Here is a 14,838-nt window from a genome sequence, read left to right on the forward strand (position 1 = left end):
GTACAATGGGACTATTATAGCAAACGAACGAACACGCGACCATCCCGGTCGTCACAACGCAGTCTTAATGACTAAGGAAATATTATGCCCCGACCCATCCCTCTCGAACGTTATCGCAACATCGGTATCTCCGCGCATATCGATGCCGGTAAAACGACCACCACCGAGCGCATCCTGTTTTATACCGGTATGAGCCACAAACTGGGTGAAGTACACGATGGCGCGGCAACTACCGACTGGATGGCACAGGAGCAAGAGCGCGGAATAACCATTACCTCTGCGGCAGTCAGCTGTTTCTGGCCAGGTATGGACCGGGGCTTTGAACCGCACCGGATCAACATTATCGACACCCCGGGCCACGTGGATTTCACCATTGAGGTGGAACGTTCCATGCGTGTACTCGACGGCGCTGTCATGGTGTATGACTCCGTCGGTGGCGTGCAGCCGCAGTCGGAAACCGTCTGGCGTCAGGCGAACAAATATCATGTCCCGCGGCTGGCCTTCGTCAATAAAATGGACCGCCCGGGTGCGGACTTCTTCCGCGTCGTGCGAATGATGCAGGAGCGTCTGAAAGCGAATCCAGTCCCGATTGTTATTCCGGTGGGGGCAGAAGAACACTTCACCGGCGTGGTGGATCTCATCAAAATGCGTACCATTTTGTGGGACGATGCTACCCAGGGCATGGTGTTTACCTATGCTCCTGTGCCGGATGACGTAGTGAGTACTGCGCAGGAATGGCGGGAAAAAATGGTCTCTGCGGCGGCGGAAGCCAGCGATGAGCTGATGGATAAATACCTGGAAACGGGTGATTTAGAGGAAGCGGAAATCATCAGGGGGCTGCGTATGCGGACCATCTCCGGTGAAATCCAGCCGATGCTGTGCGGCAGTGCGTTTAAAAATAAAGGCGTGCAACGCATGCTCGATGCGGTCATTGAACTGATGCCGTCGCCTCTGGACGTGCCCGCCATTGATGGTGTGGATGAGAATGGGCAGCATGCCGAGCGTCATCCAGACGACAACGAGCCGTTCTCCGCGCTGGCCTTTAAACTGATGAGCGACCCGTACGTCGGACAGCTGACCTTTATCCGCGTTTACTCTGGCGTGCTGCGCAAAGGCGACGCGGTGTACAACCCGGTGAAAGGGAAGAAAGAGCGCATTGGGCGCATCGTGCTGATGCATGCTAACGATCGCCACGAAGTGGATGAGCTGCGCGCGGGCGATATCGCGGCCTGCGTTGGGTTGAAAGATGTGACAACCGGTGACACGCTCACCGACCCGAATGCCGTCATCACGCTGGAACGGATGGAGTTTCCGGACCCGGTTATCTCGCTTGCGATAGAGCCGAAAACCAAAGGCGATCAGGAGAAAATGGGCATTGCATTGCAGCGCCTGGCAGCGGAAGACCCTTCGTTTCGTCTGCACACCGATGAAGAGTCCGGCCAGACAATTATCTCCGGGATGGGTGAGTTACATCTTGAGATTATCGTTGACCGCATGAGGCGTGAGTTCGGCGTTGAGGCGAACATTGGTCGCCCACAGGTCACGTACCGTGAAACCCTGCGTAAAGCGGTGAAGGATATCGAAGGGAAATTTGTCCGACAGTCCGGCGGTAAAGGGCAGTACGGCCATGTGGTGCTCAGTCTGGCGCCGTTAGAGCCCGGCAGTGGTTTTGTATTTGAAGATGCCACCAAGGGCGGCGTTGTCCCGCGCGAGTATATTCCGTCTGTGGAGAAAGGCCTGCGCGAAGCCATGAACAGCGGTGTCCTGGCGGGGTATCCGGTTGTCGATGTGAAAGCGACCCTGACGTTTGGCTCCTATCACGAGGTCGACTCCTCGGAAATGGCGTTCCGCATGGCGGCGATCCTCGGCTTTAAAGAGGGCGCTCGTAAAGCGGACCCGGTGATTCTTGAACCGGTCATGCATGTCGAGGTGGAAACACCGGAAGAGTACGCCGGCAACATCATGGGCGATCTCTCTTCCCGCCGCGGCATGGTGCAGGGAATGGAAGAGCAGTACGGTAGTCAGATTATTCGCGCGGATGTGCCGCTGGCGGAGATGTTTGGCTATGCCACGACGCTGCGTTCGATGTCGCAAGGCCGCGCGACCTACACGATGGAATTCCATCATTTCGCGGAAGCACCGCGTAATGTTGCGGATGAAATTATTGCACGGCGCGTGAAGTAATTTAAAAGCCCTTTCCCTCGCGGAGAGGGCTTTTTTTATAGGCTATTTTTCCAGCGCCTTTACCATTTTCCCACTGGTCACAAACGTCCCGGCCCCCAGATGATGCAGGGTGTTCAGCTTATCGCCGTCAAACTGCCAGCGTCCGGCGACAAACGCGCGTTCATCTGCGGCTGCCGAAACAACCTCACCAAACAGCGTATCGTATTTTTCTGCAGCTGCGGTAACCGGGAGTAAACGACACTCCATCCACGCCAGGCATTTCTCTTCAATCACCGGCAGGCCGAGTACCGGACCTTGCACAACCGGGATCCCGTAGCAGTTGAACTTGTCTTCGTCGCGCCCGCTCACGCTGCCGACGGCATAAGCCCAGTTAGCCGCTGCCACGCCGGGGATGACGATGCCGAACTTTCCGCTGCGCTCAATCAGTTCGCGCGACCAGGTGCTTTTGTCCACCACAATTGCGATACGCGGTGGCTCAAACTCCACCGGCATCGACCAGGCCGCAGCCATGACGTTACGACGGTCGATAGACTCATCGCGGCTGGTAATCAGCACCGTAGGGCCATGGTTCAGCAGACGGCTGGCATGCTTTAATTCAACGGGACGAAACGCGCTCATGAACATTCCTCTCAGCAGGTATTCTGGCATTAAACGTCTGATGGGGAGCCGAAATCAAGATGCACCCGCAAAAAGCACTTTTGCGCATATGGAGGCCGGAAAATAGTTTATAAACAGGGAACATCACATCATGGAAGCGAATCATGTCCCCATTTCTGAGTGCTTATTTTGCCCGTACGGGCTGGCAACAGCCTGTTCAGGTTGACATCGACACCCTGCGGGCGCTGCATCTACACCACAACTGCGCGATCCCTTTCGAGAATATTGACGTCGTGATGCCGCGCGAAATCCATCTGGAAGATCAGTGCCTGGTCGACAAACTGGTGACGGCGCGTCGTGGAGGCTATTGCTTTGAGCAGAACGGCCTCTTTGAACGCGTTTTGCGTGAAGTGGGCTTTACGGTTCGCAGCGTGCTGGGCCGCGTGGTCTTAGCCAGTCCGCCACAGATGCCGCCGCGTACGCATCGTCTGCTGCTGGTTGAACTCAACGGCGAGCGCTGGATTGCCGACGTCGGTTTTGGCGGACAGACGCTGACGGCGCCGATTCGTTTGCTCGCCAACGAGGAGCAGGAGACACCGCACGGGCTGTACCGTTTGCTGAGCGAGGGCAACGACTGGATCCTGCAGTTCAGCCACCACGATCACTGGCAGTCGATGTACCATTTTGATCTGACAACACAGTATTTCAGCGATTACGTGATGGGCAACTTCTGGTCGGCGCACTGGCCGCAATCCCATTTTCGCCACCATCTGTTGATGTGTCGCCATCTGCCTGACGGCGGAAAGCTGACCCTGACCAACTTTAACTTTACCCACTGGCAGAAGGGGCATGCGGAAGAGCAGGTCCATCTTCCCGACGCGAACGCGCTGTATCAGGTGATGCAGTCACGGTTTGGACTGGGCGTTGACGATCCCAAACACGGGTTTTCGCTGGACGCGCTGACGGCGGTGATGGCCGGGTTTGATACACATCCTCAGGCCGGGAAATAGACCGGTGGCGCTGCGCTCAGGCGTAGCGCCACCCGGCAACACTCAGCGGCGCGATCTCACCACCTGATACCTGCGTGTTAAATACTCCACCGGTGCGCTCCAGACGTGCACCAGTCGGGTGAAGGGGAAGATCAGGAAAATGGTCATGCCCAGCACCAGATGGACACGGAAGATAAACGCCACGCCCGCCAGATGTTCGGACGAGCCACCGCGGAAGGTCACTACCGACTGCGCCCAGTCCACCAGCTTGAGCATCTCGCTGCCGTCGGGATATTTCGCGGAGAACGGAATGGTGGTGAGCCCAAGAATACACTGCACCAGCAAAATGCAGAGGATCAGGATATCAGCCGTGGAGGAGGTTGCCCGGATACGCGGGTTCGTCAGCCGGCGAATCAATAATCCCGCACCGCCCACCAGCGTGAGCACGCCGCAAACGCCGCCCAGAATCATCGCCATCAGCTGTTTCTGCGACATCGGCAGAAACCACGAATAAACCCAGTGCGGCGTCAGCATCCCGAAAAGATGTCCGAAGAAGATCCCCAGGATCCCGATATGGAACAGATTTGACCACAGCACCATGCCGCGCTTATCCAGCATCTGGCTGGAGGAGGCGCGCCAGGTATACTGCCCGTAGTCGTAACGCAGCCAGCTTCCCACCAGAAAAACCGTGCCGCACAGGTAGGGGTAAATATCGTAGAAAAAGACGTTCAGAAACTGGATCATTTTGGGCCTCCCGCACTGACGTCGACATACTGCGGGGCAACGTCCTGGCTAAAGCGTCGTTGATATTGCTGCATCGGTGAGGTATCACACGATGTGGCGTTGTCCTCGATAAACTTGACCTGTTCCTCTTCCCAGACGGCGTCCAGCGCCTGGCGGGTATCATCCCGTTTCTCGGTGGAAACCTGTTTCGCCACGCTGTCGCTGGTCAGACGCGTGCCTGCGAGCGTCAGGAGCGCATCGAACAGCTGATAATGCGCCACGCCGCGCTGCTTCAGGCGACCGCCAATCAGCGCCAGGATCGGCGCAACGTTTTGTAGCCCTTCGCGGGCCTCGTCGTCGGTGACGAGGCTGAGATACTCCAGGTAGAGCGGCAGATAGTCCGGCAGCTCGCGACAGTCCAGCTGCAGGCCGGCTTTTTCGTACTGGCTCATCAGGTCGACCATCGCCTGGCCGCGATCGCGGGATTCAGCATGAACGTGCTCAAACAGCAGCAGCGAGGTCGCACGACCCCGCTCAAACACCTCGCACCATTCGGCCTGCTTATCCAGCAGCGCGGCATCCAGATGCTGGCGGGCAAAGGGCAGTAACGCAGGGAGATCCTGTTCTATCAGGGAAAGTGCTTCCTCGCGATTTTCCCATAATGTTTCATCGGGATACTCAATCAGCAGGGCGATGATTTTGAGGATCTGCATCACTCTCCCTCCCCGTGGTCGCGCACTTCGGTGATGTTGATGGCATCAATGCGGCTGCTGTTAAAGAGGTTGAATTTGGTGTCGGAACCGTGGCACCCGTCGCCAAAGGAGAAGCCGCAGCCGTTGCGTTCCGGGAAGGCGTCGCGCGCCATTTCGCGGTGGCTGGTGGGGATCACGAAACGATCTTCGTAGTTGGCAATCGCCAGATAGCGGTACATCTCTTCGACCTGCTCGACGCTAAGGCCCACTTCTTCGATGGCGCGCGTATCGGTCACGCCTTCAACGGTCTGAGAGCGTTTGTAATGACGCATGGCCATCATGCGTTTGAGGGCGCGTAGCACCGGACCAGGATCGCCCGCGCTGAGCATGTTGGCCAGATACTGCACCGGTATGCGCAGGCTTTCGACCGCCGGTAACACGCCGTCGTTGAGCGGCAGGCCACCCGCGTCTGCGTAAGACTGGATCGGTGACAGCGGCGGAACGTACCAGACCATCGGCAGGGTGCGGTATTCCGGATGCAGCGGCAGCGCCAGCTTCCAGTCCATCGCCATCTTGTAAACCGGGGAACGCTGGGCGGCGTCAATCACGTTCTGCGGAATACCTTGCTTGAAGGCTTCTTCAATGACCGCCGGGTCATGCGGATCAAGGAACACGTCACACTGGCGTTCATAGAGGTCGGTTTCATGTTCGGTGCTGGCTGCTTCTTCAATGCGATCCGCGTCATACAGCAGCACGCCCAGATAGCGAATACGCCCGACGCAGGTCTCAGAACAGACGGTTGGCTGGCCAGACTCAATGCGTGGGTAGCAGAAGATGCATTTCTCCGACTTTCCGCTTTTCCAGTTGAAGTAGATTTTCTTGTACGGGCAACCGCTGATGCACATGCGCCAGCCACGGCATTTGTCCTGGTCAATCAGCACAATGCCGTCTTCTTCACGCTTGTAGATGGCACCGCTCGGGCAGGTGGCCACGCAGCTCGGGTTCAGGCAGTGTTCACACAGGCGCGGCAGGTACATCATGAAGGTGTTTTCAAACTGGCCGTACATCTCCTTCTGGATCTTGTCGAAGTTGCGGTCGCGGGCGCGTTTTTCGAACTCGCCGCCAAGCAGTTCTTCCCAGTTCGGGCCGCCAACAATTTTGTCCATCCGTTTGCCGCTAATCAGCGACCGCGGGCGGGCCGTCGGGAGGTGATCGCCTTGTGGTGCACGGTGCAGATCCTGGTAATCAAACGTGAAGGGCTCGTAGTAATCATCAATGCCGGGCAGGGACGGGTTGGCAAAGATTTTTGACAGCACGCCCACGCGCCCGCCGAGACGCGGTGTCAGCTTGCCGGTGATCCCGCGTACCCAGCCGCCTTGCCACTCCTCCTGATCTTCCCAGTTTTTCGGGTAGCCAATCCCCGGTTTGGTTTCAACGTTGTTGAACCACGCATATTCCATACCTTCACGCCCGGTCCAGACGTTTTTACAGGTGACCGAGCAGGTGTGACAGCCAATGCATTTGTCGAGATTCAGCACCATTCCAACCTGTGAGCGTATTTTCATTTTTTCGCCTCCTGTACCTGATCCCGACCTTCGCCATCCAGCCAGTTAATGTTTTTCATTTTGCGGATCATGATGAACTCGTCGCGGTTAGAGCCGACGGTGCCGTAATAGTTGAAGCTGTACGCCAGCTGGGCGTAGCCGCCAATCATGTGTGTCGGTTTGGGACAGACGCGCGTCACCGAGTTATGGATCCCGCCGCGACGGCCGGTGACTTCTGAACCCGGAATATTCAGGATACGTTCCTGCGCGTGGTACATCATGGTCATGCCCGGCGGGACGCGCTGGCTCACCACTGCCCGGGCGGTCAGGGCACCGTTGGCGTTGAAGGCTTCGATCCAGTCGTTGTCTTCAATGCCTAACTCTCTGGCATCGGTTTCGCTGATCCAGACGATAGGCCCCCCGCGTGACAGCGTCTGCATCAGCAGGTTTTCACTGTAGGTCGAGTGAATGCCCCATTTCTGGTGTGGCGTCAGGAAGTTCAGCGCCTTCTCCGGGAAACCGTTCGGCGGGATTTCGCGCATATGGCTAACGCTTCGGGTATCAATCGGTGGGCGATAGGCCACCAGACTCTCCCCGAACGCGCGCATCCACGGATGGTCCTGATACAGCTGCTGACGACCGGAAAGGGTGCGCCAGGGAATAAGCTCGTGAACGTTGGTATAACCGGCGTTATAGGAGACATGCTCACTCTCAAGGCCCGACCAGGTGGGGCTGGAGATAATTTTCCGCGGCTGGGCCTGAATATCGCGGAAGCGGATTTTCTCATCTTCTTTGTTCAGCGCCAGATGGGTGTGATCGCGACCGGTCAGTTCGCCCAGCGCTTGCCAGGCTCGCACTGCCACCTGGCCATTCGTTTCAGGGGCGAGGGCGAGAATCACTTCAGAGGCGTCAATCGCCGTTTCAATACGCGGGCGTCCTTTTGCCGGGCCATCGAGCTTGACGTAGTTCAGCTTGCCAAGGAAATCGACCTCGCTCTGGGTATTCCATGAAATGCCTTTCCCGCCGTTGCCGAGTTTGTCCATCAGCGGGCCGAGTGAAGTAAAGCGCTCGTAGGTTTCCGGATAATGCCGTTCGACCACCGCAATCGTCGGCGCCGTTTTACCCGGAATGAGATCGCATTCGCCTTTGCGCCAGTCCTGAATATCAAACGGCTGTGACAGTTCCCCCGGGGAGTCGTGCTGCAGCGGCTGCAGTACCACGTCCGTTTCGGTGCCAAGATGGCCGATGCACACCTCTGAGAAAACGCTGGCAATACCTTTGTAGATCTCCCAGTCGCTGCGGGATTCCCAGGCCGGGTCGACGGCAGCTGAAAGCGGATGAATAAACGGATGCATATCCGACGTATTCATGTCGTCTTTTTCATACCATGTCGCAGTGGGCAGCACGATATCGGAGAACAGGCAGGTGCTGGACATGCGGAAATCGAGCGTCACCAGCAGGTCAAGCTTGCCCTCAATGGCCTGAGTTTGCCACTCCACCTCTTCGGGCTTAACGTCATCCGTCGACCCTAAATCCTCGCCCTGGATGCCGCTTTCGGTACCGAGCAGGTATTTGAGCATGTACTCGTGACCTTTCCCCGAAGAACCAAGCAGGTTAGACCGCCAGACAAACAGATTGCGCGGGTGGTTTTTACCGTTGTCAGGCTGTTCGCAGGCGAAACGTATATCGCCCGATTTTAATGCCTGCACGGTGTACTCCTGCGGGGTCATGCCGGCGGCGTCGGCCCTGGCTTTAATGTGCAACGGATTGAGGTTTAACTGCGGTGCCGAGGGCAGCCAGCCCATACGCTCTGCCCGGACGTTAAAATCGATCAGGTGACCGGTGAATTTTGTCGCGTCCGCCAGCGGAGAGAGTAACTCCTGCGCGGTCAGCTTCTCATAACGCCACTGGCAGGCGTGGTTGTAGAAGTACGACGTACTGTTCATCTGGCGCGGGGGACGGTTCCAGTCCAGCGCAAACGCCAGCGGCAGCCAGCCGGTTTGCGGACGCAACTTCTCCTGACCCACATAGTGTGACCAGCCGCCGCCGCTTTGACCCACGCAGCCGCAGAACACCAGCATGTTGATCATCCCACGGTAGTTCATGTCCATGTGGTACCAGTGGTTCACCCCGGCACCGAGGATAATCATCGACCGGCCGTGCGTTTTGTGCGCCGTGTCGGCAAACTCACGGGCAATTTTCTCTATCAGGTAAGCCGGGACGCCGGTGATCTGTTCGCCCCAGGCGGGAGTGTAAGCTTTGATCTGGTCATAGCTGCCCGCCGCGTTGCTGTCTTCCAGACCACGATCGAGGCCGTAGTTAGCGAGAATCAGATCGTAGACGCTGACCACCTGTTTCTGGCTGCCATCGGCCAGCGTCAGCGTTTTACTCGGTACACGGCGCGTCAGGACCGGCTCCTGCTTGACGCTACGGAAGTGTGGATTTTCATTGCCGCCAAAATAGGGGAATGCCACCTCTGCCACGCTGTCGTGGGTAATCAGCAGCGAGAGGGTGAGCTCAGTTTCATGATCTGCCGCCAGCGGCGCCAGGTTCCATTTGCCTTTTTCGCCCCAGCGGAAACCAATGGACCCGTTCGGCACCACCAGATCGCCGGCGATATCAAAGGCGACGGTTTTCCACTCAGCATTATTGGCTTCTCCCAGCCCATCCGTGAGATCAGAGGCCCGCAGCATCCGCCCCGGCACCACGCGGCCATCGGCCTGTTCATCCAGCAGCACCAGCATCGGCATGTCGGTGTAGCGGCGGCAGTAGTTGAGGAAGTACTCGCTGGGGTTGTCGAGATGGAACTCTTTAAGGATCACGTGGCCCATGGCCATCGCCAGCGCGCTGTCGGTGCCTTGCTTGGGTGCCAGCCACTGATCGCTCAGTTTGGCGACCTCGGAGAAGTCCGGGGTGATGGCCACGGTTTTGGTGCCTTTGTAGCGGACCTCGGTAAAGAAGTGGGCATCTGGCGTACGCGTCTGCGGAACGTTAGACCCCCAGGCAATGATATAGCTGGAGTTATACCAGTCTGCGGATTCCGGCACGTCGGTCTGCTCGCCCCACGTCATGGGCGAGGCGGGCGGCAAATCACAATACCAGTCATAAAAGCTGAGACAGGTGCCGCCCAGCAGAGAGAGATAACGCGTCCCGGCGGCATACGAGACCATCGACATCGCCGGAATCGGTGAAAAACCGGCCACGCGATCGGGGCCGTAATGTTTAATGGTCCAGACGTTGGCGGCAGCAATCAGCTGGTTTAGCTCTTTCCAGCTGGAGCGGATAAATCCGCCGTGTCCGCGTGCCTGCTTGTAGCTCCGGCTCTTCTGCGGATCGTTCTGAATGGCATCCCAGGCCAGCACCGGATCGCTGTGTTGCGCCAGCGCGTCACGCCACAGTTCGATCAGCGTGCGGCGCACCAGCGGGTATTTCAGCCGGTTGGCGCTGTAAAGGTACCAGGAATAACTTGCACCGCGCGGGCAGCCGCGCGGCTCGTGGTTAGGCAGGTCGGGGCGGGTACGCGGGTAGTCGGTCTGCTGGGTTTCCCAGGTAACCAGGCCGTTTTTGACGTAGATTTTCCAGCTACAGGAGCCCGTGCAGTTCACGCCGTGGGTGGACCGCACAATCTTGTCGAACTGCCATCGCTGTCGGTAGCTGTCCTCCCAGTCACGGTTGGTGTTGTACACCTGCCCGTGTCCATTGGCGAAGCTGTCGCCTTTTTGTTTGAAATAGCGAAAGCGATCCAACAGTTTACTCATGACATTTCTCCTGCTTCGATAGCCTTTTCGGAGAGGGCTGCCCACTCTCAGGCGAATGTGTAATTGTTATTGTTGTGAAGATTTGCGGCCATAAACCAGCCAGGTCACCAGGACGCAGACGATGTAAAACACGAGGAAAACTTTCATGGCACCCACAGGCGAGCCGGTCATGGCCAGCGACGTGCCGAAGGCTTTCGGAATGAAGAACCCGCCGACGGCACCGATGGCGGAGATAAAGCCCAGCGCTGCCGCGGTTTCGGTCACTGCTTCATGCTGCGCCTGCTCGTCACTTCCCCCTTGTTGCTTCACGCGGGTGAGGGTGATTTGGCGGAAAATGATGGCAATCATCTGAAACGTTGATCCGCTGCCCAGTCCGGCGGTGAGGAACAGGCCCATAAAGACCAGATAGAAGGCGAGAAAACTGCCCGACCCGGAACCGGGAAGCGTCAGGAAAAGCAGGGCGCTGAAAAGCGCCATAAAGACGAAGTTAATCAGGGTGACGCGTACGCCGCCAAGTTTGTCTGAGATCATCCCGCCCGCAGAACGGGCCAGCGCGCCAATCAGTGGGCCAAAGAAAGCCAGATGGAGGATATTGACGTCAGGAAACTGGGTTTTCGACAGCATGGCGAAGCCTGCTGAAAAACCGATAAACGAACCGAAGGTTGCCAGGTAGAGGAGGCTCAGGAGCCACAGGTGAAAACGCTTTAACACCGGTAGCTGGCTGGCAATCGTGGCCTTAGAGCTCGCGATGTCATTCATGCCGAAAAACGCCGCAATCGTGGCCAGCAGGAGAAGGGGCGCCCAAATCCACGCGGCATTGGCCAGCCACATCGTTGAGCCGTCATCCTGCGGCACGCCGTTTACGCCGAGAAAGGTGAACATGGGCAGGAAGATCACCAGCGGCGCGACCAGCTGCATTACGCTCACGCCCAGATTCCCCAGCCCGCCGTTAATCCCCAGGGCGCTACCCTGTTTCGTTTTCGGGAAGAAGAAGCTGATATTGCCCATGCTGGAGGCGAAGTTAGCGCCGGCAAAACCACACAGCAGCGCGATGACGATAAAGATCCAGTAGGGAGTGGCAGTGTCCTGAATCGCGATCCCTAACCAGACGCAGGGAACAATCAGGATCACCGTGCTTAACACCGTCCAGTAGCGTCCACCAAAGAGAGGAACCATAAACGAATAGGGGACGCGCAATATCGCACCGGACAGGGAGGGTAAGGCTGTTAGCATAAAAAGCTGGTCGGTGGAAAAATTAAATCCAACTTTATTCAGATTGACCGCAATGGCACTAAATAACATCCATACGCAAAACGCTAATAACAGGCAAGCCACAGAAATTAAAAGATTTCTTCGGGCAATATGCTTTCCTTTATTTTCCCAGAATTGCGCGTTTTCGGGTTTCCAGTTGCTCAGCATATAAGGATTATTCTTCTCACTTTGTTGTGACATGTCGCCCTCTTGCTTAACCATAAAAAGAAAAAATGGAGTAAAAACAGGTGGATGTCTGACGGTGTGTTTCTGGAATTATTGGATGGTTTGGGATACATCTGAAAGGATAGATAAAAAAGCGAATCCCTGAGCCGGGAGGGGAAATAAGGGTTCGCTTAATGTGTTACGAATTGTAAGTGAGGGCTGTTAATACTCATAAGTGAGTATTAACACAATTCCAGAGAGATTAATTTATCAAGATGGTTATTAAAGGCATCGTCGTCCATCTCTGGGATATCTAATATATAAATGCCGTCCAGGCCACACACCAGACCAATTAAACGCCAGGCAATATTTTCTGGCCGATCGCCCGGGGTAAAATCTCCCGCGTCAGTGCCTGCTTTGATAAGGGCGACGGTCTCCTGGTGCCACATCTCCATGGTCAGTACATATGCGCCCCTGATGTCCGTATCCCGGCTTGCCAGGATCTGCGCCTCACGCCACAGGCGAATATAGGGCTCAAACCGGCCATCATCGCTGCCGAGCATGGCATGCAGCTGCTGTCGCCAGCTGGCCTGCTTGCCGACCACATCCGCATCCAGCAGTTCACGGATTAACCGCACAAAAGCCAGCGATTTTAGCTCCCCGCCAGAGGTGAAATGGTGGTGGACCTGTCCGGTGGCGACGCCGGCTTCGGCGGCAATTCGCCGTACCGTCATTGCGGAAAGTCCGTCAGAGAGCGCCACGCGCATAGCGGCCTGTAAAATCTCTTCCCGCCTTTCATCCTTGCTCAGATATCGCATTTTCACTCACTCTTAATGGGACTGAAACAAGTGTAACAAAAAGCTGGACACTCGTTCAACTTTACGTAGGATCGCAAGCTGGACATGTGTCCATGATTTAAAAGAAAAGGAAATTTATGTTTCGTCAGTGGTTAGCGTTAGTCATTATCGTGCTGGTGTATATCCCGGTGGCGATCGACGCGACGGTACTGCACGTAGCGGCGCCGACGTTGAGTATGACGCTGGGTGCCAGCGGTAACGAATTATTGTGGATCATCGATATATACTCGCTGGTGATGGCGGGGATGGTGCTGCCGATGGGCGCGCTGGGTGACCGCATTGGTTTTAAACGGTTGTTGATAATTGGCAGTACGCTGTTTGGCTTGTCATCGCTGGCAGCTGCATTTGCGCCTTCAGCAGGATGGCTGATTGCTGCCCGCGCCTCGCTGGCGATTGGGGCGGCGATGATCATCCCGGCCACGCTTGCGGGGATCCGCACGTTGTTCGTTAATGCGCGCGATCGCAACATCGCGCTTGGGGTCTGGGCCGCCGTCGGTTCAGGCGGTGCGGCGTTTGGTCCGTTGATTGGCGGTATGTTGCTGGAGCATTTTTACTGGGGATCGGTCTTTTTGATCAACGTGCCGATCGTGGTCATCGTTGTTTCCCTTGCCGCGCGTCTGGTGCCTCGTCAACAGGGACGCCCGGAACAGCCGCTGAATATTGCCCATGCAGTCATGCTGATTGTGGCGATATTGCTGCTGGTCTACAGCGCGAAAACCGCGCTCAAAGGGGTGCTTTCTCCGTGGCTGGTGGCAATGACGCTGCTCACCGGAGCGGTGATGCTGATGATCTTTGTGCGGATCCAGCTTCGCGCCCGCGTGCCGATGATCGACATGCGCCTGTTCTGTCATCGCATTATTTTAAGCGGTGTCGTGATGGCGATGACCGCCATGATCGCGCTCGTGGGGTTTGAGCTGTTGATGGCCCAGGAGCTGCAGTTTGTGCATGGCTTTACGCCGTTTGAAGCGGGGATGTTTATGCTGCCGCTGATGGTCGCCAGCGGGTTTAGCGGGCCGATTGCCGGTGTGCTGGTCGGTCGTCTGGGGCTGCGCCTGGTGGCAGCAGGCGGAATGGGGTTGAGTGCCGTCAGCTTTATCGGTCTGTCGATGCTCGACTTCAGCACGCAGCACTGGCAGGCATGGAGTCTGATGGTGCTGCTGGGCTTCAGTGCCGCCAGTGCGCTGCTGGCCTCAACCTCGGCAATTATGGCGGCTGCGCCAAAAGAGAAAGCGGCTGCCGCAGGGGCGATTGAAACCATGTCCTATGAGCTGGGCGCAGGGTTGGGCATTGCCATTTTTGGTCTGCTGCTAACCCGCAGCTTCTCGGCGTCAATTGTCCTGCCGCAGGGACTGAGCGCGACGCTGGCCGATAAGGCCTCGTCATCGATTGGCGAAGCGGTGAACGTGGCGCAGAGCCTGACTCCAGGGCTGGCGGAGTCGTTAATTGCGGCGGCAAAAACGGCCTTTATCACGTCACACAGCGTGGCGTTAGGCAGTGCCGGCGCAATGTTACTGGTGCTGGCGGTCGGGATTTGGTTTAGCCTGGCAAACGTACCGAAACAGTAAAAAACAGGCCCGGTGGTGCAATGCTAACCGTGCAACCCTCAGTGTGCGTCATGGGGAGTCAGCAGGCAGCGCTTGTCGTGTGCTTCAATTTCGGTGCCGCTAAAGCGCGCGTATTGCCCGGTCAGGCCGAAGAATGCGGGTTGCGTTTCTGTATAGATTTCAGCGGCAAGTATCAGACGGCGACGTTCGTCTTCGCTCATCTCAAGCTGCGTCCAGGGAATGAAATAGCGCGTCGTTGAGCGTGCGGTCAATGTGAACCACAGCGGGCAACCACATCCGGGACAAAACCAGCGTTCGCCGCGCGCAGATGACGTGAAATGAGAAGGGGCTATCGACTCTTCTTCCACAAGCGGTTGACCCTGCGCTTCCAGATACATGGCCATTCCCCCCGACCATTTCTGGCACTGGGTACAGTGGCAGGCATAGACGTCGAAATTGTTGAGGGAAACGCTGAATTGGCTCATCCCACACAGGCAGCGTCCTTTGAAAATATGCATGGCGTGCTCCTTTATT

The 14,838-nt window shown here is 56.9% G+C and carries 11 protein-coding genes; 3 read left to right on the plus strand and 8 right to left on the minus strand.

The features are described from left to right. Positions 1-84: 84 nt before the first annotated feature. Complete coding sequence (gene fusA / locus L466_RS10325; RefSeq protein ID WP_032680946.1) at positions 85-2,184, plus strand: elongation factor G; 2,100 nt, start codon at positions 85-87, stop codon at positions 2,182-2,184. Between the two features lie 42 nt (positions 2,185-2,226). On the opposite strand, the gene L466_RS10320 is transcribed toward fusA, so the two are convergent. Further along, complete coding sequence (locus tag L466_RS10320; RefSeq protein ID WP_020884047.1) at positions 2,227-2,802, minus strand: flavin reductase family protein; 576 nt, start codon at positions 2,800-2,802, stop codon at positions 2,227-2,229. Positions 2,803-2,945: 143 nt separating this feature from the next. Between L466_RS10320 and nhoA the strand changes: the two genes are divergently transcribed. Then, the gene (nhoA, locus tag L466_RS10315; protein WP_020884048.1) at positions 2,946-3,791 is read left to right on the plus strand and encodes an N-hydroxyarylamine O-acetyltransferase; all 846 of its coding nucleotides are present in this window, start codon (positions 2,946-2,948) and stop codon (positions 3,789-3,791) included. 42 nt (positions 3,792-3,833) lie between these two features. Here the strand turns inward: nhoA and narI are convergent, their stop codons facing one another. From narI to L466_RS10285, 6 genes are all read right to left on the minus strand, one after another. Continuing rightward, positions 3,834-4,514, minus strand: coding sequence for a respiratory nitrate reductase subunit gamma (narI, locus tag L466_RS10310; protein ID WP_014170231.1), 681 nt, complete (start codon positions 4,512-4,514; stop codon positions 3,834-3,836). Further along, complete coding sequence (gene narW / locus L466_RS10305; RefSeq protein ID WP_020884049.1) at positions 4,511-5,206, minus strand: nitrate reductase molybdenum cofactor assembly chaperone; 696 nt, start codon at positions 5,204-5,206, stop codon at positions 4,511-4,513. Before narW ends, narI begins: the two co-directional genes overlap by 4 nt. Beyond that, the gene (gene narH / locus L466_RS10300; protein WP_032680947.1) at positions 5,206-6,750 is read right to left on the minus strand and encodes a nitrate reductase subunit beta; all 1,545 of its coding nucleotides are present in this window, start codon (positions 6,748-6,750) and stop codon (positions 5,206-5,208) included. The genes narW and narH overlap by 1 nt, the downstream gene beginning before the upstream one ends. Then, on the minus strand, positions 6,747-10,487 hold the full coding sequence (locus L466_RS10295) for a nitrate reductase subunit alpha (RefSeq protein ID WP_032680948.1): 3,741 nt from the start codon (positions 10,485-10,487) through the stop codon (positions 6,747-6,749). Before L466_RS10295 ends, narH begins: the two co-directional genes overlap by 4 nt. Before the next feature lie 66 nt (positions 10,488-10,553). Further along, positions 10,554-11,939 carry a NarK family nitrate/nitrite MFS transporter gene (locus L466_RS10290; protein WP_032680949.1) on the minus strand — a complete coding sequence of 462 codons (1,386 nt, stop codon included), beginning with the start codon at positions 11,937-11,939 and terminating at the stop codon, positions 10,554-10,556. Positions 11,940-12,145: 206 nt separating this feature from the next. Next, positions 12,146-12,721 (minus strand): TetR family transcriptional regulator, encoded by a 576-nt coding sequence (locus tag L466_RS10285; protein ID WP_032680950.1) that lies wholly within the window; start codon positions 12,719-12,721, stop codon positions 12,146-12,148. Between the two features lie 116 nt (positions 12,722-12,837). Here L466_RS10285 and L466_RS10280 point away from each other — a divergent pair, with 116 nt between their 5' ends. After that, positions 12,838-14,325 carry an MFS transporter gene (locus L466_RS10280; protein ID WP_032680951.1) on the plus strand — a complete coding sequence of 496 codons (1,488 nt, stop codon included), beginning with the start codon at positions 12,838-12,840 and terminating at the stop codon, positions 14,323-14,325. 38 nt (positions 14,326-14,363) lie between these two features. Here L466_RS10280 and L466_RS10275 read toward each other — a convergent pair whose 3' ends face one another. After that, positions 14,364-14,822 carry a GFA family protein gene (locus L466_RS10275; protein ID WP_020884055.1) on the minus strand — a complete coding sequence of 153 codons (459 nt, stop codon included), beginning with the start codon at positions 14,820-14,822 and terminating at the stop codon, positions 14,364-14,366. Between the last annotated feature and the right edge of the window lie 16 nt (positions 14,823-14,838).

Source organism: Enterobacter sp. BIDMC 30, assembly GCF_000534355.1.
Lineage (GTDB): Bacteria > Pseudomonadota > Gammaproteobacteria > Enterobacterales > Enterobacteriaceae > Enterobacter > Enterobacter ludwigii.